At 44.5% G+C, this 17981-nt stretch carries 18 protein-coding genes; 5 read left to right on the forward strand and 13 right to left on the reverse strand.

Annotated elements, in window-relative coordinates; genetic code table 11:
- Positions 1-22 precede the first annotated feature (22 nt).
- Positions 23-316: a hypothetical protein gene (locus tag QUA45_RS05390; RefSeq protein WP_333219844.1), complete on the reverse strand. Its 294-nt coding sequence runs from the start codon at positions 314-316 to the stop codon at positions 23-25.
- A gap of 34 nt (positions 317-350) precedes the next feature.
- Here QUA45_RS05390 and QUA45_RS29085 point away from each other — a divergent pair, with 34 nt between their 5' ends.
- Positions 351-485: a hypothetical protein gene (locus QUA45_RS29085; RefSeq protein ID WP_445304948.1), complete on the forward strand. Its 135-nt coding sequence runs from the start codon at positions 351-353 to the stop codon at positions 483-485.
- On the opposite strand, the gene QUA45_RS05400 is transcribed toward QUA45_RS29085, so the two are convergent.
- On the reverse strand, positions 486-1547 hold the full coding sequence (locus QUA45_RS05400; protein WP_333219846.1) for an NADH:flavin oxidoreductase/NADH oxidase: 1062 nt from the start codon (positions 1545-1547) through the stop codon (positions 486-488).
- 566 nt (positions 1548-2113) lie between these two features.
- A complete protein-coding gene (locus QUA45_RS05405) occupies positions 2114-3208 on the reverse strand; it encodes an acyltransferase (RefSeq protein WP_333097596.1) in 1095 nt (364 codons plus the stop codon).
- Positions 3209-3326: 118 nt separating this feature from the next.
- On the opposite strand from QUA45_RS05405, the gene QUA45_RS05410 reads away from it, so the two are divergent.
- A complete protein-coding gene (locus tag QUA45_RS05410) occupies positions 3327-5642 on the forward strand; it encodes a cation:proton antiporter (RefSeq protein ID WP_333219848.1) in 2316 nt (771 codons plus the stop codon).
- A 158-nt stretch (positions 5643-5800) separates the two neighbouring features.
- Here QUA45_RS05410 and QUA45_RS05415 read toward each other — a convergent pair whose 3' ends face one another.
- Positions 5801-6013, reverse strand: a complete 213-nt coding sequence (locus QUA45_RS05415) for an Hfq-related RNA-binding protein (RefSeq protein WP_333097600.1) — start codon at positions 6011-6013, stop codon at positions 5801-5803.
- A 311-nt stretch (positions 6014-6324) separates the two neighbouring features.
- Between QUA45_RS05415 and dapF the strand changes: the two genes are divergently transcribed.
- Both dapF and QUA45_RS05425 read left to right on the forward strand, forming a co-directional pair.
- Positions 6325-7167, forward strand: a complete 843-nt coding sequence (gene dapF / locus QUA45_RS05420; RefSeq protein WP_333097602.1) for a diaminopimelate epimerase — start codon at positions 6325-6327, stop codon at positions 7165-7167.
- Positions 7168-7396: 229 nt separating this feature from the next.
- Positions 7397-8539 (forward strand): hypothetical protein, encoded by a 1143-nt coding sequence (locus QUA45_RS05425; protein ID WP_333219875.1) that lies wholly within the window; start codon positions 7397-7399, stop codon positions 8537-8539.
- A 213-nt stretch (positions 8540-8752) separates the two neighbouring features.
- Here QUA45_RS05425 and QUA45_RS05430 read toward each other — a convergent pair whose 3' ends face one another.
- The 4 genes from QUA45_RS05430 to QUA45_RS05445 form a co-directional block, all read right to left on the reverse strand.
- Complete coding sequence (locus tag QUA45_RS05430) at positions 8753-9982, reverse strand: HNH endonuclease family protein (RefSeq protein ID WP_333097604.1); 1230 nt, start codon at positions 9980-9982, stop codon at positions 8753-8755.
- Between the two features lie 75 nt (positions 9983-10057).
- Positions 10058-10480: a DUF262 domain-containing protein gene (locus tag QUA45_RS05435; protein WP_333097606.1), complete on the reverse strand. Its 423-nt coding sequence runs from the start codon at positions 10478-10480 to the stop codon at positions 10058-10060.
- A gap of 272 nt (positions 10481-10752) precedes the next feature.
- A complete protein-coding gene (locus QUA45_RS05440) occupies positions 10753-11937 on the reverse strand; it encodes an aspartate aminotransferase (RefSeq protein WP_333097608.1) in 1185 nt (394 codons plus the stop codon).
- Positions 11938-12036: 99 nt separating this feature from the next.
- On the reverse strand, positions 12037-13182 hold the full coding sequence (locus tag QUA45_RS05445) for an iron-containing alcohol dehydrogenase family protein (protein WP_333219849.1): 1146 nt from the start codon (positions 13180-13182) through the stop codon (positions 12037-12039).
- Positions 13183-13458: 276 nt separating this feature from the next.
- On the opposite strand from QUA45_RS05445, the gene QUA45_RS05450 reads away from it, so the two are divergent.
- On the forward strand, positions 13459-14205 hold the full coding sequence (locus QUA45_RS05450) for an SGNH/GDSL hydrolase family protein (protein ID WP_333219851.1): 747 nt from the start codon (positions 13459-13461) through the stop codon (positions 14203-14205).
- 52 nt (positions 14206-14257) lie between these two features.
- On the opposite strand, the gene QUA45_RS29090 is transcribed toward QUA45_RS05450, so the two are convergent.
- The 5 genes from QUA45_RS29090 to QUA45_RS05470 all read right to left on the reverse strand — a co-directional run bounded on the left by QUA45_RS29090 (position 14258) and on the right by QUA45_RS05470 (position 17981).
- A complete protein-coding gene (locus tag QUA45_RS29090; protein WP_445304952.1) occupies positions 14258-14365 on the reverse strand; it encodes a hypothetical protein in 108 nt (35 codons plus the stop codon).
- 84 nt (positions 14366-14449) lie between these two features.
- Positions 14450-14740 carry a peptidase gene (locus QUA45_RS05455; protein WP_333097614.1) on the reverse strand — a complete coding sequence of 97 codons (291 nt, stop codon included), beginning with the start codon at positions 14738-14740 and terminating at the stop codon, positions 14450-14452.
- Positions 14741-14959: 219 nt separating this feature from the next.
- Positions 14960-15391 (reverse strand): hypothetical protein, encoded by a 432-nt coding sequence (locus QUA45_RS05460; RefSeq protein WP_333219853.1) that lies wholly within the window; start codon positions 15389-15391, stop codon positions 14960-14962.
- Between the two features lie 834 nt (positions 15392-16225).
- Positions 16226-17080 carry a hypothetical protein gene (locus QUA45_RS05465; RefSeq protein ID WP_333097617.1) on the reverse strand — a complete coding sequence of 285 codons (855 nt, stop codon included), beginning with the start codon at positions 17078-17080 and terminating at the stop codon, positions 16226-16228.
- A 361-nt stretch (positions 17081-17441) separates the two neighbouring features.
- Positions 17442-17981 (reverse strand): SprT family zinc-dependent metalloprotease, encoded by a 540-nt coding sequence (locus QUA45_RS05470; RefSeq protein WP_333097619.1) that lies wholly within the window; start codon positions 17979-17981, stop codon positions 17442-17444.

Genomic DNA, 17981 nt, shown 5'->3' on the forward strand with positions numbered 1-17981 from the left:
AGCTTGGTTAATTGCTTTACAATTATCCGATATTATGGTTGCGAGATTGATTAGATTGTTGGGTTTGACGGGGGAAGGTGCGATCGACACCACCACGCCCTCCGACAAACAGATTGGAAGTGCCAACCGATCGCGAGGCGATGTGCGATCGAACCCACCGACAAACTTTGCTGATTTCTCCGTAAGCAAGCCGATCGCGTTTAGCAGCGAGCTCGTTGAGGATGGGATGCCCCGATCGCCAGCTTCCCGCCCAACTATGAATCAGCAGCAACGGCTTACCTGTGCAACCTCGAATGTAGTGCATTTCACCAGCCATTCGGTCTCCCGTTGAGTTATTGGGTTAAATTCAGTTGAGTCGCTCGACTTTCATGCGCCCCACTTTACAAATGCTGACGAGTCGGACGGACGATCGTTTCGTTGACATCCACATCACCGGGCTGCTCAATGGCATAGGCAATCGCCCGGGCGATCGCAAAGCCGCTTAATTACCAAGCGCGAGCGTATTGAATTGGAGCAGGCACTGATTGACGTAGTTGCTTCGCAGCCCGCATCGGCCAATAAGGATCGCGCAGCATTTCTCTGGCAAGTAATACCATATCTGCTTGACCGGTACGGATGATGTGGTCAGCCTGCGCGGGTGCAGTAATCATACCAACTGCTCCGGTGGCAATGTTGGCTTCGCGTCGAATGCGATCGGCAAAAATAGTTTGATAACCTGCACCCGTCGGAATCTTTTCACCCGGTACAATTGCACCTGAAGAACAATCGATTAAATCAACGCCCAGTGACTTTAATTTATCGCTGAGTACAATACTTTGTTCAATGTCCCAACCATGTGGAACCCAATCGGTTGCAGAGATGCGAACCCAAAGCGGTGTTTGATCCGGCAAAACATTTCGCACCCCTTGTACGACTTCACATAAAAACCGGATGCGATGCTCAAAACTGCCACCATAGTCATCTGTCCGTTGATTGCTCAAAGGAGACATAAATTCATGCAGTAGGTAGCCGTGAGCCGCATGAATCTCTATTACGTCAAATCCTGCTTCGAGGGCGCGTTGAGCTGCCTTAACAAAGGATGCGGTCAACTTTTGAATGTCTTCGATACTCACAGCGATCGGGGCGGGGCTATCGGGTTCAAATGGAATGGCGCTAGGGGCGATCGAAGTCCATCCTCCTTGGGATTCCGAAAGCACATCGCCGCCATCCCACGGAGCTGCTGTACTGGCTTTTCGACCTGCATGAGCAAGTTGAATTCCCGCAACTGCACCGTTGCGGTGAATTAACTCGACGATTCGCGCCCACATTTCAATGTGAGGATCTTGCCACATTCCCAAATCTTGCGGCGTAATTCGTCCTTCAGGCTCGACCGCCGCTGCTTCAGTCATGACAAGCCCTACCCCTCCTACGGCTCGACTGACGAGATGAACCAAATGCCAATCATTGGCGAATCCATCAACGCTTGAATATTGACACATGGGAGAAACTGCAATGCGATTTCGGAATGTAACACCGCGTTGATCCAATGGCTCAAATAAATGCGACATGGTTGTAAACCCTTAAGTTATAAAGTGCACAGATCTCAAGTACAGACTTTCTTCACAGTGGGAAGTTGACTGACCTCATTCCACCCAGTCCGCAGCTTTGAAGTTCGCGCGATCGTTGCTTCGTACTCTGGGGTCTGCGATAGGTAGGTGAAGACGGGAATTATGTAGAAATCGGCAATGCTCAGTTCGTGACCGAGCTAGCTCATACGGGTGTCCTGCAGTTAGGGACTCGATCGGCTCTGGCGCAGTCTTTACAGGTGCTACTGCAGCTTTCACCTAATCCTCGTCACTTTGACTCCCCTGGCTAGACACAATCAGACGTTCAATGGCAATTGACTCGATCGCGAGTGCATAGAGATGGCTGTCCATAATCCCCATAATCTCGAGTCTCCGAGGGCTTGTCAGTATACAGCTCAAATATCTCGACCGAGTGCGTTTTTGAGCAATAAAATCACAGTTTAGGCTTGGGAGTCCGAAAGTAACAATAACCCGTTAGAAGGAGATTAATTTCACAGCAGACAGTATCGTGATTCTTAACTTCCCAAAGCGGCCAACCTTCGGATTTTTTAAATTCGGCTCTCTGCGTTGGGAGTAAACATTTTTTCAACAATATTTTTCCGCAGAAAAACTGTCAATGGTTTTTCTATCAAAGAGTAGAATATGCAACCGAAAACTACGGCGAACATTGCCAGTAGAGCCGGAGCAAAGAAACCGTCAAAATATTTTTCTAATTTCGCCTTTTGGAGAATTTTTGTACTTGCTGAAATCAGAGGCCCGTGGGTCAAGAATATCGAGTATGACGCATCTCCCAAAAAAATTAAAATATAAGGAATTTTCGGGGAATCCTTGAGGTCTATCGAGGTAGCAGCAATGATTAACAGAGCTGCTAGCACTGCAAAAGTAGTGACGCGCTCAAACTCTATGTTTCCCCATGCAACGAGAATTCCTAAAATAACATATCCTAAATTGGCTATTCCAAATAATATCCACCTGTACTTGCCAATCTTATTATTATATTTAATCACAATATAGGCAGCCAAGCAGCCCAAAACAAATTCTAGATTCATATTACCAAATACTTGACTTAGCAAGAAAAAAGATTTGGGAAAATTTATAAATTTACAAAAATTTAAAATCGTTACCAATAGCCAAGCCGAAAGTATAGGCGCAGAATGTTTGGGCTTCAGCCAAATAGCTATGCTGAACAATACATAAAAATATATTTCGTAAGTTAAAGTCCAACCTACATCCAGAATGGGCTTGTCCTTTTGAGGAATCAAGAGCAGCGATACAATTACCTGTCCCACACTTAAATCTTTATTGTTAGCAAAACCGGGAATTACTAGGAAAAAACACAAAACTGTTAGAGTAATTATCCAGTATATGGGGTAAATTCGCACGCCACGTTTGACTAAAAACGATTTTAACTGGTCTTTTTTACCGATCGCCGATCGGTGAACATACACCATAATAAAACCGCTCAATACAAAAAAGTAATCAACACCGCTCCACCCAGCCTGAAATAAATTAAAAAAAGTAACTTGATTTAATCTCTCGCCGCTCATCTCGTTGAGGTGAAACATTACCACTAATACAGCCGCAATCCCTCGATAAACTTGCAAGAGGTTAAGCTTTTTGTGAGGAGTTGAACTCTGTGCCATGAGAAAATACCTGGGTCAAGGGTGGCCGTTGTGCTGGTTTATCAACTATAGTCAACGCGCCAAATATAGTCAACACATTAGATACTATAATATAACTTTATACTTTTTTCATAAAGTTGTGCAAGAAGACTTCCGACTGATCGTTGACTTAGTTCTAGTTCTCGCTGCTGCCGCAGCAGGAGGACTCTTTGCATCGCTGTTGCGACAGCCGGTAATTCTCGGGTATCTCCTGGGAGGGATCGTAGTTGGACCGGCCGGTTTGGGGCTGATTAAAGAATTAATTCAGGTAGACACCCTGGCTGAATTCGGGGTTGCTTTTCTGTTATTTGCCTTGGGAGTGGAATTTTCTTTCGCCGAACTCCAGAAAGTAAAAGCCATTAGTTTGGGCGGGGGGGGCTTGCAAATTGTGCTGACGATCGCCATTACTACTGCAATTTCCTTGGCTGTAGGCTGGGTAGAATCGCCCGCTCAAGGCGTGTTTTTAGGAGCGATTCTGTCGCTTTCTTCGACAGCAGTTGTACTCAAGTGCTTGATGGAGCGCAATGAATCCGGTACTTCCCACGGTCAAGTCATGCTGGGAATATTAGTAGTTCAAGATTTAGCCTTGGGGTTAATGCTAGCAGTTTTGCCGGCACTCAATCAGCCAGCAGAAGAGATCGGCATGACGGTAGCGTGGGCCCTAGTGCGGATCGGGTTATTTGCTATCGGTGCTGTAGTCGCGGGCATTTGGATCGTACCGCAGTTGCTGCGCTACCTGGCGAAAACAGAAAGTCGGGAACTGTTTTTGCTGGGAGTTGTGGTTTTGGCTTTAGGAATTGCGCTGCTGACAGAATATTTGGGTTTTTCGATCGAGATGGGCGCATTTGTGGCGGGTTTGATGATTTCAGAAGTTGAATATGCCGACCAAACTCTCACTTATGTCGAGCCTTTGCGAGATATTTTTGCATCCTTATTTTTTGTCACGATCGGAATGTTAATCGACCCGGTGTTTCTGTGGAACCATCTAGAATTAATTCTGGGACTGGTATTTCTAGTATTTGTCGGCAAATTCTTGATCGTCGCGCCGATCGTCCGACTATTTGGCTATCCGCTAAAAACAGCATTGATCGCAGGTTTGGGCTTAGCTCAAATAGGAGAATTCTCCTTTGTACTCGCTAGTTCCGGCCAAGCTATGGGGCTGGTTTCGCGGAACGTTTACCTGTTAATTTTAGGAACGACAGCCGTCACCCTCGTGCTAACTCCGTTTGTATTGAGAAGCGTGCCGCAGTTATTGAAATGGGCGGAAAATTTCGGACCTTTGCAGCGCTATTTTGACGAAACATCTCAACCTGTGGCTATAGCTGAAACTTTGCCGGAACAAAATTATGTTGTGGTTTGCGGCTACGGGCGAGTAGGCAGAATTTTAGTCAAAATGCTGCAAAGTCGCAACTGTTCAGTTGTGGTGATCGACGAGTCAGAAAGTAGAATTCAAGAGTGCAGAGTGCAAGGAATTCCTTACATTTACGGGAATGCTGCCAGCTTGCACGTATTGGAAGCCGCGCGGGTGGAACGGGCAAAAGCAATGGCGATCGCCCTTCCCGATCCCATGAGCACTCGCTTGTGTCTGAAGCGGGCTTTAGAATTAGTCCCGGATTTGGATATTGTGGTGTGCGCGAACCAAGATAAAGACATCGAATTGCTTTATCAACTGGGGGCCTGGGAAGTCGTGCAGCCGGAGTTTGAAGCCAGTTTAGAACTGTCTTCCCACTTGCTGGCTGGCATGGGGCTCTCGGCAATGGCGATCGGGCGGGATGTACAGCAAATTCGCAGCAGCCGCTATCTGGAATTGCGGCCACCGCGCGAACCTTTGGCGATTTCGCGGGATTTGAAAGTGGCGGTTCGAGATATGAACAGCGAGTGGTACAACTTGCCGTCAGGTTCTCCCATCGCCAGCATGACTCTGGAAGAAACTAACTTGCGGCAGTTGACAGGGGTCAGCGTGATGGCGATCGTCCGCGAGAATGGCGAGGAAATTGATTATCCTAACGGGAAGACAGCTTTGCAGTCGGGCGATCGACTTTTTGTAGTCGGAGAACCGGAAGAACTCATCAGTTTTGAGTTGCTGGCGAAGGGGGAAGTTGCAGTCCCGCAGGGCGACAGTTCTTGCCAGTGGCTGAGGCTGCCAGCAAACAGCCCTTGGGCGGGCAAAAAACTGTCAGAGATAGATTTGCTGACCCAGTACGGGGTGCAGGTGCGGGCGATCCGCCGGGAAGGGAAATTTACTCGCTGGCCGGACGGAACTAGCAATTTGCAAGAAGGCGATCGTTTGCTGCTGTGCGGCGGCTTCTACGAGCTCGGCTTGATGCAGCGGACGGCCTCACCACCGGTGCCGCAACCTGCTTTAAAGGTGCCTTTGGTCAAGGCCCAAGTCATCGAAAAGCTGTTTAGCGATTAGGGAAGGAAGAAGGAAGAGGGAAGAAGGAAGAGGGGAGAGGGAAGAGGGAAGAGGGAAGAGGGAAGAACGAAGAACGAAGAACGAAGATTTGTTCCACTGTCTCCCTCTCCCAATCTCCCCATCTCCCCCTCCCCCACTCTCCCACTCTCCCCCTCTCCTCAGCCGTTGGGTTTGAGATAAGCAATTGCTGGCCGCGAGATCAGAATTTGTGTTTCTGAGGGATCGAGGAGGCAAATGCAGCTATTATCCTGCCAAAAAATTCTGCCCGCTAGTAAGTCGCCGGTCAGGAGTTTGATCTCCACCTGTTGTTTGTCTTTGATGTAGCTTTGTATTAAGCGAACGCTGGGCAATCCGGTTTCAAATTCAGACATAGTTCAGAAAAATATAGTCAAATATTACCTTAAACCATATTCTTCTGTTTATACCGTTTAACCCTTAGTGTCCCAACTACAAGCGCGTCTGCACGATGAGATAGAAACCAGTTGGCAGCTAGTTTTCGACCGATCTTAATTGAGCCATTGACATCAGCATTAATTAGATATCCCTAGAGATTTATAAAAATTATATTTGTTTGTATTTCAATAGAAAGGACTATAAATTGCATAAAGTTTTATAATACTGGGAAATGGGTAATTTGGCCAGCAAATTATCTATCATTTTTAACGAAAAGAGGTTGGTTTTTATGCCGAAAGAGTTTGCGAAGTATCAGGGACTGGGAAATGATTTTATTCTGATTGACAACCGCCACTCGTCAGAACCGACGATTACACCAGAACAAGCTGTGGATTTGTGCGATCGACATTTCGGGATTGGCGCAGACGGTGTGATATTTGCTCTTCCGGGTCAAAACGACACTGACTATACGATGCGGATTTTTAACTCCGACGGTTCGGAACCGGAAATGTGCGGCAACGGGATTCGCTGTTTGGCTAAGTTTATCGCCGATTTGGAAGGGTCAGAGGCGAAAACTCAGTACCGCATCCACACTCTGGCTGGTGTGATTACCCCGGAATTGCGATCGGACGGCCAGGTGAAGGTGGATATGGGAGTGCCCCGGCTTCTGGCGGCGGAAATTCCGACAAATTTGGCTGCAGCGGATGCCAAAGCTATAGATGTGCCGATCGAAGTTGCTGATAAATCTTGGTCTGTTACCTGTGTCAGCATGGGTAATCCTCACTGCATTACTTTTGTAGAGGATGTTGCGGCTGTTGCTTTAGAAACTGTCGGGCCTCAATTCGAGCACAACAAAGCATTCCCGCAGCGTACCAATACGGAGTTTATTCAAGTGATACGTTCAGACTACGTAAAAATGCGGGTGTGGGAAAGAGGCGCGGGTGTTACTCTAGCTTGTGGGACTGGTGCTTGTGCTGCTGTGGTAGCTGGAGTGTTGGTAGGGAAGTGCGATCGGGTAACTGCGGTTGAGCTCCCCGGTGGCGTTTTGGAAATCGAATGGGCAGAAGTTTCTGGGCGGATTTACATGACCGGGCCGGCACAGCGAGTATTTACTGGTTGTATTAGTGATTAGTGATTAGTCATCAGTCATCAGTCATCAGTCATCAGTCAGAAGGTTTTTTTGGTGGAATTAACAAACAATAAAAATTATTGAACTCAAAATTTTTATTGAATTCTGACCAAGACCTTCGGCCTTCACAAATTATTGACTGCCGACTGAAGACTGAAGACTAATCACTAAGCCAGAAATCTAAAATCTAAAATCTAAAATCTAAAATCTAAAATTGAGTAGGTGGGCTGGCATGGCTGGAGGTATTTATCTGATTCAGGACGACGACAGGCTGGTAGAAATGATGGAACAGCCCTACGACTCGGAAGACCAGTTACAAGACTTGCTAGTAACTTATCCCAATTTGATCGCGGGAGACCAAATCGATCGGGCTACGGCGCGGAGGTGGCTGTTAATTTCGCGGGAAGCTGCACCCAGCGATGAGGAAACAGCGGTGCAGTGGTCGCTAGATCATTTGTTTCTCGACCAAAATGCAGTTCCTACTTTGGTAGATGTCCGGCGAACTCCTAATGCCGAACTGCGGCAAAAAGTTTTGGGTCAGTCGATCGACTATGCTGCTAATGCGTTGTTTTACTGGCCCATCGATTCAATTATTGCTCTGTTTGAAGCTAATTGTCGCGATCGAGGTCGCGATCCCGAACAGATTTTTGAAGAGTTTCTCGGTGCAGATGCTAATGAAGACAGATTTTGGCAGAAAGTTAAAACTAATTTGCAAGCCGGTAAAGTTCGCTTAGTGTTTGTAGCTGACGAGATTTCCGCTGAAATGCGCCGAGTTGTGGAATTTCTCAACGAACAAATGGACCCGGTTGAAGTTTTGGCGCTGGAAATTAAGCAGTATGTAAGTGAAGACGGTTTAAAAACGCTGGTTCCCAGAGTGATCGGTCAGACAGCGGAAGCACAGCAGAAAAAATCCAGCGCAACGCGCGAAAGAAGGCGCTGGGATGAATCTTCATTTTTTGCAGAAATCCAAGCTAGACGGGGCGCGGACGAGGCGCAAATGGCAAGAGAAATTTACCTGTGGGCGAAAAGTCAAGAACCCGAAGTTCAAATTCACTGGGGAACGGGGGACGCCTACGGCGGTTTCGCCGCACAATTGCCTCAAAAGGGAAGAAAACCCTATCAGTTATTCACTGTAGATATTGCTGGCAGAATGGAGATTTCTGCTGATAATTACGGTTCCCAGCCGCCGTTTAATGCGGAAGAAAATTGGCTGGAATTGAGAAGTAAGCTGAGTTCGATCGGTCTGTCGCTACCTATAGAACCGGGCGAGAGAAGGTCGCCGAGTCTGGCTTTGTTTACTTTGCAAGACGAATCTGCCCTCAAGCAAGTTATGGAAACTTTTGATTGGGTGATTGAGCAAATTCAAACCTTATAGTTACACTCAGAGATGATAGAAACGGAGGACACGGCAGTGCGGTTTCCCTACCCCCATTAATTGTAGGGAAACGGCTCGGTTAAAGCCTTCTTCCATTGACTGTTGAATGTTATACCAATTCACTATGAAGATACACTAAATGAGGCTGATGTCTTTCTGGTTGGAACTCTATCCTTAGCATTATATTAAATGCAGCTTCATAGTGAATTGGTATTACCTACTCTGATAATTCCAGTACATCATTGCAAAGTTTACAATTTTTGTCTGCCGCTTGGTAATGGATGTTTCATCCCACTCACTACTATCTGAGTTAGTAAACGTGATAAGTTCTTGCTGACAACGAAATTTTGAATTCTTATAGAAGTAGTTATATTTATAATCAAAATTAGAATTGGATTTGGCGGAATTTTCCCAGGATAGATCAAGCGTTAAGTTCCCAATACTATGAATATAATTACCCCAGAAACCTTCAGGCATCCAAGGATGAATTTGTCTAGGTACTTGGGGAATGATATGCTCAATCGAGAGACCTTGGTACTGGCGAAATCCTATCAGTTCATCTTGTAGGTACTCCGTTTGTCGAAGATAATTTTCATACTGCCAAAATAGATAGTTCAAATCATTTTCTGAAATAGCTTCATAAAAGTCGGGTGAAATAAGTCTCTCCTGAAACTCACGATCACTACAGAACTCACCGACAATATCCTTGAGACCTGATATTAAAACCTCAAAGTCTCCCTGGAAGTTTTGTGCTAACTCATGTAGCCGCTTTGAAATTGTAGTGTTTGTGAGTTTTCGCTTTCGTATTCCATACACTCTGAAACTTATAATTTCCATCAGTTTCGTTACTCTGCCGAAGTTAGAGTGTTCTTGGCTATTATCATGCTTCCAAGACACGATGAGTAGTGGCCAGAAATGTGCTGTTTTCTTTAGATGGAAAAGATTGAGTAAGTTTCCCCTGAGATTTTGGGATACTTGATTAAATATTGCAAAAGTTTTGCTCAGTTGACATGAATACTCATCTATAAATTTTGTTGCATCAGCAAAAGTAGCGGGACTTGCTGTAAGTGAGTTAATTCTTTCCTTGATCAACGATAAATGACGCGAATAATCCTTTTGACCGTCTGTTTTTACATTAGCCTCAAAAGCAATATAGTGCTGTCGCAAGATAAAATCTTCGCTGATTCCGGTAATATTTTGAATAGTCTCTTCATAATCCCTGTAAATCTCACCAAACCGATTCTGTATTGTTCTCAGATAGCTCTCTGGATCATTCGCTGCAAGATAAACCTTATACATTAAGAAGCTTTTGATTTTTTCAAGACTTGTCAGAGGTTTACCCCTGTCGTTAGTCGTCTCAAAAATTAGTGTTGCTTCTGCATTATTTATAACAGCGTATGTCAGGACTTTAGCCTTCTCAATCTTCTCGCGTATCTCACGCAACTTTTCAAGAGTTCGCTTTTCTAAATCCTTGATGAAGAAGTCCTTGGCATCTAATAAACGACGTTGTGAAGGGGTTTAAATCAAGCTTTCAGTATCCTCACAATCTTCTAATATACACTTGCAAAAAAACGGTTGATCGTATTCCAAAACTCGTAATTTATATTCATTTCGGTACTGAACGTAGGTTTCACGAAGAATCGATACATCGTCACCGAAGGAATCAAGTTTATCAAGCAACAGCCGCATGAAAATTGTGAGTGTTGTCAGCCTTTGTTGACCATCTACAATGTTGATTATCTTGAAATACCCCTCGCTGTCTCCTATTTGCAGTAGGATTGTCCCAAAAAAGTAATCTTTGCCTAAAGCTTGGTTATCAAGATCGCTAATAAAATCTCGCAGTTGCTTTGTTTCCCATGCGTATGCACGTTGATACTTGGGAATGTTGAAAATTCTGCGGCTTTCAAACAGATCACTGATAGCCTTCTGTCCGTTTTCCATTGTGTTTTCTCTCTAGTTTAAATTGAGTTAACCCCATCACTGAGGACAAGCTCTTTTCAATACCGATTAATTTATGATAGCTAAGCCCATCACCAATAACATCAACTCCTCCCAAGATGGGGAAAAGGGAGAGGTAAATCATCTGCTCCTCGGTTTAAGCCTGAGCTTGTTAATCTCATTATTATGTTTAGGGGGTAACGGGTGTCATCCTCAACATAATAATGAGTTGATGCAGAGTGAGCGGCCGATCGCAAATTACCAATTACCAATGACTATTGATATCGAATATTAGCTTGTTTCAAGCGCCGCAATGCTTCTCCCAGTCGATCGCAATCTGCAATTAAACTAATTCTCACATATCCTTCGCCGCCCGGCCCAAAAGCATTGCCAGGAGTCACCACAACACCGGTTTGCTGCAAAACATTGAGGGCAAAATCAGTAGAACTCATGCCTGGAGTGCAGGGAACCCAAAGATACATTGCAGCTAGAGGTTTGGGAATATTCCAACCTAATTCTGCCAATCCTTCCACCATGAAATCACGGCGAGTCCTGTAACGATTCTGCACTTCGTGCAAGTAACTGTCGGGCAATTGCAGGGCTGTTTCTGCTGCTGTTTGCAAAGCGGAAAATATACCGTAATCTAGGTTAGTTTTTAATGTCCGCAAACCTTGGATAATTTTACTATTTCCTACTACAAAACCGACGCGCCAGCCGGCCATATTGTAGGTTTTGGACATGGTGTGAAATTCGACGCCGATTTCTTTACCGCCGGGAATTTCTAATAAACTTGTCGGTTGATAGCCGTCAAAGGCTAATTCTGCATAACACAAGTCATGAACCAGCAAGATTTGATGTTTGTGGGCGAAAGCAACAATATCTTTGTAAAACTCGCGGGGTGCAGTTGCTCCAGTCGGATTGCTGGGATAATTGAAATAGAGTATTTTGGCTTGTTCGGCTACGCTGTCGGGAATGTCGGCTAAGTCAATTACCCAGTCATTTTGTGGTTTGAGAATGATGTTGTGAACTTTTGCACCGGCGATAATTGGCCCGCGAAATAATACGGGATAAGCGGGACTCGGTACTAATATTACGTCCCCTGGATTGATATAGGCGATCGCAAAATGTGCTAAACCTTCTTTAGAACCCAACAAAGGCAATGCTTCGCTTTCTGGATCGAGTTCAACGTTGTAGCGGCGGCTGTACCATTTAGTAATAGTACGGCGGAAACTGGCAGTTCCTTCAAAGGGTGGATAGCCGTGATTGGCAGTATTTTGGATAGCTGCGACGGCGGCTTCTACTACTGGTTGAGGAGTGGCACCGTCGGGGTTTCCCATTCCTAAGTCTATTAAATCGAGTCCTTGTTCGCGGGCGCGGGCTTTGAGTTCGTCGAGACGGGCAAATACGTAGGGCGGTAGTTTTTGCAACCTGTCAGCAGGGCTAATCCAATCCAAGGTCATTTATTTTGTGTCAGTTGTCAGTTTTCCTGGTTTGTAGTAAGGACTTCCGTCCTTGCTAGCACAGCCTTTTCAGGACTTTAGTCCTTACTACAAACTGTTTTAATTCTTAATCTTTAATTCTCCCACAGGTGCGGTGGTAGAAACCATCGCTGCCATTAATTGTTGGGGAACAACTTTAAAAGGCAGTCGGTGAATGTCGGAATTAGGATTGCAGGCTATGTCGGCGGCGCGCTGCAATTCTGCTATGGTAATGTCTCCGAGTCCGAGGTTGTCTAAAGTTTGGGGTAATCCAATCTCGGCGTAGAATTTTAGCAGTTGCTGTCTGGCGCTAGCGGCGAGTTGATTGTTTTGCAGCATTTCTTCTAGTCGCAGTTGTACTAAAATGCCGTAGGCGACTTTTTCGCCGTGCAATGTGCCGTGACTTGCTAATAGATGAGTTAGGCCGTTATGGACGGCGTGGGCGGCGACGGTGCGACATTGGGCGCCGCCGATTCCGCCGATTACTCCTGCTAGCAATACGGCGGCATCTGTGACTTCTTGCCAGGTTTCGCTACCGGGTTCTTTGAGGGCGGCGGCTGATTTTTGGAATAAAATATCGCGCAGTATTCTAGCTTGTTGAACAGCAGAAATTATCAGGGTTTGTTCGGAGTGTCCGCTGCTGACTGATGCTTCGTACCATTTCGCGATCGCATCTCCAATTCCTGCTACTAATGTCCGCTGCGGTGCGGTTTGAATTAAGCCGTAGTCGAGTATTAATAAGTCGGGACATCTAGCTAATGTGACATCGTATTGGAATGCACCTTGTTCTGAATAAATGTTAGAAAGGGCTGTCCAAGCGGCACAGGTGGCTGCTGATGTGGGTATTGTGACGATCGGGATTTTGCACTGATAAGCGACGAGTTTTGCTGCGTCTAAGGCTTTGCCACCGCCTACACCGATGATGAAATCGGCTTCATGGGTTTGGGCTGCTGCGCGGAGGGTTTCGAGGCTGGTTTCGCTGCAATCCTTGCCGTATGCTGTTTCAGCGGATTGTAACTGCTGCTGTTCGAGGATTGGTTGCAGGTAGGGTTGGGCGGCGGCGAGGGAGTTGCTGCCGCCGACGATTAGCGGCCGCTTTCCGAAACGGCCGATCGCATCTCCGGCTTGTGCGATGGCCGATCGACCTCGCAATACACAGGCGGGAGCAATTGTCAAGGAATAAATTGCTGGTGTGGTGGCGGTCTTAGTGCTTTGGGTTTGAGTCATCGAACCACTGGATAAGTGACGAGAAGGTTGACGCTTTGCAGGATTGCTGGATTTTATAGGATAACTCTAACCCATGTTGGGCGATCGGGTAAGTTTTGTAAAGTTTTTATTAAGTATTGTGGTTGGGCATGGGCTGGGGAGGGTGAAGGGCGATCGGTATAATAAATTTACAGCCAAGCATTGATGAGGCAGGATCGCAGTTTACGAGGCGATCGGCAAAACTTACGCCCAAACCACAAACATCAATAAAATATGATATTGAGCAAACATAGTATTTTGTTAACCGCTCTTCTATTAGTAGTGCTGGGAAGTTCAATTTTTATAAATATTCTTCTTTTCCGTCGAGCTAAACAGTTTTATTTAGAGCTTAATCAAACTCGTTTAGATCCTCTGGGATTAAACAACTATCCTACAAATCTCCAGCAACTTACTAATACCAATCCAACTCGTGTGGTTTTCTTTGGTGACTCTAGAGCAGCTAGTTGGACATCGCCTAATATCAGTGAATATGAGTTCATCAACCGGGGAATTAGTTCTCAAACCTCAGTTCAGGCTATCGAGAGATTTGCCTATCATGTGAGTTCCTTAAAACCAAATATAGTCATCATCCAAGTTGGTGTTAACGATCTGAAAACCATTCCCTTGTTTCCTGAACGCAGAAATGCGATCGTTGCCAATTGTCAAGCAAATATTAAGCGAATTGTCGAAGAATCTAGGAATTTGGGTGCAGTAGTAATCGTGACTACTATTTTCCCAGTAGGAGAAGTGCCACTCCAGCGCAAGCCTTTTTGGTCTGATGACATCAGTCGGGCAATTAAAGAAGTCAATGCCTACATTGCGACCTTAGCTGGAGATAAAATTATAGTGTTTGATACATTCCCTATTCTTGGCGATAGTCAGGGCATGATATTGCCGAAATATAGAGCAGATGAACTACACTTGAACGCACAGGGGTATGCGATTCTCAACCAGAATATCTCGCAACTACTCAATACAATGGAACGGAAAAAAGTACAGAATTAGGCTATTTTGAAAAATTAAATGTTTGACTCATAACTACTGTTGGCGAAATACTCTACTCATAACTTGCCTTCGGTAACTGCTTTGTCTGTTGGGCTTTGTACAAGAGAAATTGCACGAAATTGACCACTTCCTGTTGTTCTTCAGTCGGAAGCAGCCGCAGATTTTCTAATAGGGTTTATTCGATATTCATGCTTTGTATCATTATTTTTTCCCTTCAGCTTTGTTAGCGGGAGTCACTACTTTTTTAGTGTGAATCTTTGGAAGTTGGCTGCTTTCTTCTTCCAAACAAACCAGACATACTTAAACCAGTCACTAACAAGCCAATCATTCCCAAGCCGTTCAAAATCGGGTAAATAGCTTGCAGGTGAAATATTTCACCTGTATGAATTTTCAATAAAAATCTCGATGAAATTTCTATACCCAGCGGCCACTCTCGGACAATTGTGATCACCATTCCAGTCAACACAGTCAGCGCGATCGGCAAAGCAACAATAAGGCCTAGAATGCGGTGGTACTTGCGAAATGCTCTCTTCATAGTGGTTGAAAATTTTGGAATACTGAGGTTATATAAGGAGCGAGCGTTGAGTGCTTGTTTCTGAGTAATTGCGATCGCATAACTCTCACAGGACTTACTCACTCCGACGCACAGAAACCGGATATTTTAACTTTTATTCAAGGTTTGAACCAATTACCGGGGTTAAAAAACTCGGTTTCTGCGTCTGAGACTTTAGAATCAAGCACTCACCACTGAAATTTAGGACTTAGGAATGCTACTGATCGTCTTTTCCAGCGACTGCAATTGAGTCAGCACTTGGTCTTTACTTGGCTGAGACTTTTTGAGCGCAGTCATCACTTTTTCTGTGGTATCCTCAACTGCATCGTAGCTTTTAGGAGCTTTAGCTTTGATACCGTCTTCTACTTTCTTCCAGGCATTCTCAAATTTGTCAAATTCGGTTTTGGCTTTGGCAAAGTTTCCAGCCTGAACTGCTGCTTTGGTACTGGAAACCACGCCACTCAATTCTGCATAGTTTCCCTGGGATGCTGCTTTCTCAGTTTTAACAGCAGTAGCAGCAGGAACCGGGGCGGATGAAGTTTGCGGAGTGGAAGCTTCTTTAGCGCTGTCGCAACCAGCCAAAGCTATAAGGCTGATGGCGCTAAGGACAAGGATTTGATTAAAACGAGCCATAAACAATCCTCACATAGATCGATACTAGAATCTATTGTGTCACAAAGAAATCAGATCGGTGGGAATAAATCAACATCCTGCGGGATAGTAAATTTTGATGCGGGAAGTCGGCTGATAGTTGGGTAGGTTTGGTAGGTTTGGGTTGAGGGAGGAAACGCCACTAGATGATGGTTTGCGACTGTTGGCCTGAATCCAGTGCAACCCAACCTACTGAGTAGCGTCTGGTGTGTTTTATGTTCAGAAAGCTAATTCGGGCGATCGAAATTCCTGATTTTATGGACCATAATCAACACAGATAATTAAGCCGATTACTAATTCTTGCACAACCGTTTCATAAACTTTTCCGATACATCTGACAAATCGCTCAGTAGTTACACTCAGAACTTGCAAAACCTTCCTTGCTGAGTCTGCGTCTAAACAATTTTCTTCAGTTAGCTGAATCAGAATCATGAAAGGGCGACTTTAAAATTTAGGTAGCAATATAGCCACAGGAATTATAATCCGAATGGGGATAGAACTAAACATTTCCGCACTACTCACAACCGCAGGACGTGTTTTCTAAATTTCTTGTTCTCGGGTGAGATAGAGTTGTTCTAGCCAAATCTATCCTCCTTTGGGGTTAGCAGTCATATTGTCAGAGGTCTATGATGCAACGCCGACTAAACATCTTTTTGGGAGCATCCCAAATGTGCAAAAACATTCCTACCACTCTCTGAAAGACTCATTCTGCCGTTAATTTTTGGAGCCAGTTGCAAAATTGGGATGCTCCCTCCTAACAACAACTTAAATTCGTTCCGGTGCAGCGGCGTTGTTAGACGGTGGGATGCTATGAAATTAAATTCCTGAAGTTGAAGAATGTAAAGGTTTTGCTATATATCGAGTACGCTCATAAATCTTTTGATATTTTTTAAATATTTCTCTATCCGAAACAACTTCAATCTGCTTGAGTTTACGATTCTCGTCAAGGCGGAATATAGCTAAACGCATATCATCAATAAGTATGAACCCGAAATTAAGAGGTTTTTCACAAATCGGAGGAAGTGATTCATGCAGTTGCTTAGCCTCAACATATGAAACATTTATTCCATACCTGCGATGATATTCAATGACTTCACTTAATTTTTGCAATTCACTCAATTCATCAATTACAAATATCCGATTTACATCAGCCTGGTCAGTATCAATTTTGCTTTTGAGTGGAGACAGCAATCTTCTAGCATATTCTTGTGTCCATTCTTCTGGATTAATATAGCTAAAAGCATAGAACTTATTATCTAAGTCATACATCAATTTTTTCCAAATACTGTATATCTGCTCAGGAGGAAATATCAGTGAGCCATAATGCACTATATTAATTAATTTGCAAGCGGATTCAATTTCATTTGAAAGACGATCAACTTTTTCATTCAATCTCAATATTTCTTCAGTTAATCTAAGTTGACGAATATCTTTTTTACTGCTTATAACAAGCCATATAACAGTTATTGAAGCCGTCAAAGAGATAAAGAATACTGCAAATGTAAGTAATTGAACGCTTGGGCTGCTTGAAGTTATTCCAACTAAAACCGATCCTGTTGCAAAAACTAAAAGGATTCCAAATATAAACAAGTATTCGGGTTGAACTTTTAACCCTTGAATTATTTCTAGATGTGCACTATTTTTTTCTGAACTATTAGTATCTGTAGGCATCTATTTGAATGGGTTCCTAGAAGATGATATTTTCAGTTGAATCATAACTTTTCAATTATGCTAGCGTCCAGTATTTACTTCGATTCAAACTTGTCTCACCCTCCAGTAATGTCTCATATCAAATTCGGTTAATAGGCAGCACTATCAAAATCGGATAATCCAAGATGGGCGTTAGCTGGAGCATTTCTATTGTGTGTGCCATCAAACGGATTTGATATCACAGGTGAATAAAGGTATAGCGAGAGTTTCCAAGTTTCTACAGCCCAATTATGAAAGCGCTCGCACCCACGTCTCACCCATCCCTAAAGATCATAACTTGCCCCATTCTGGGCTAACCACTGCTTACGATCGCACCAATCACTCACAATTTGCTCGACCCTATCGAGAACGCATGATTATGGTTCGATTCAATCAAATGCACCCACTCGTGAGCCACCACATACTCTATCATGGTTGGCGGTAGCATCGCCACTCGCCACTGAAAATATAAATCTCCCTTGTGCCCGCAGGAATCCCAGCGATAGCCTAAATCTCGCACTTGCACCGAACGGGGAGAAGCTTCGAGGCGTGAGACAACAGCAGCAATTTGTGTATCTAAAATCGAGGAAAGGCGATCGCAATACCATCTAATAAACGCTTCTCTCCCCTGCTTCTGGGCTTCCCGCTGCAATTCAAAGTGACTTTGATAGAATCTCAAGGGTGGCTTTCCCTTGACTCCATCCACCAGTTTGAGGCAATACCTGCGTCCCAGATAGTAAAATCCTTCGCCTGATACATATTCTTTAGCAGCAGTGGGAGGATTGAGGGATTCTTTCTCGATCAGTTTGCTGTAAATCCATAAACGCTTATCGTTGACAACTTTTTCTAATATTTCTATTGGCACTTCTGGGGGAGTTGCCAA

Origin of the sequence: Microcoleus sp. Pol12A5 (genome assembly GCF_036701435.1) — a bacterium.
In the GTDB taxonomy this organism is placed as follows: domain Bacteria; phylum Cyanobacteriota; class Cyanobacteriia; order Cyanobacteriales; family Microcoleaceae; genus Microcoleus.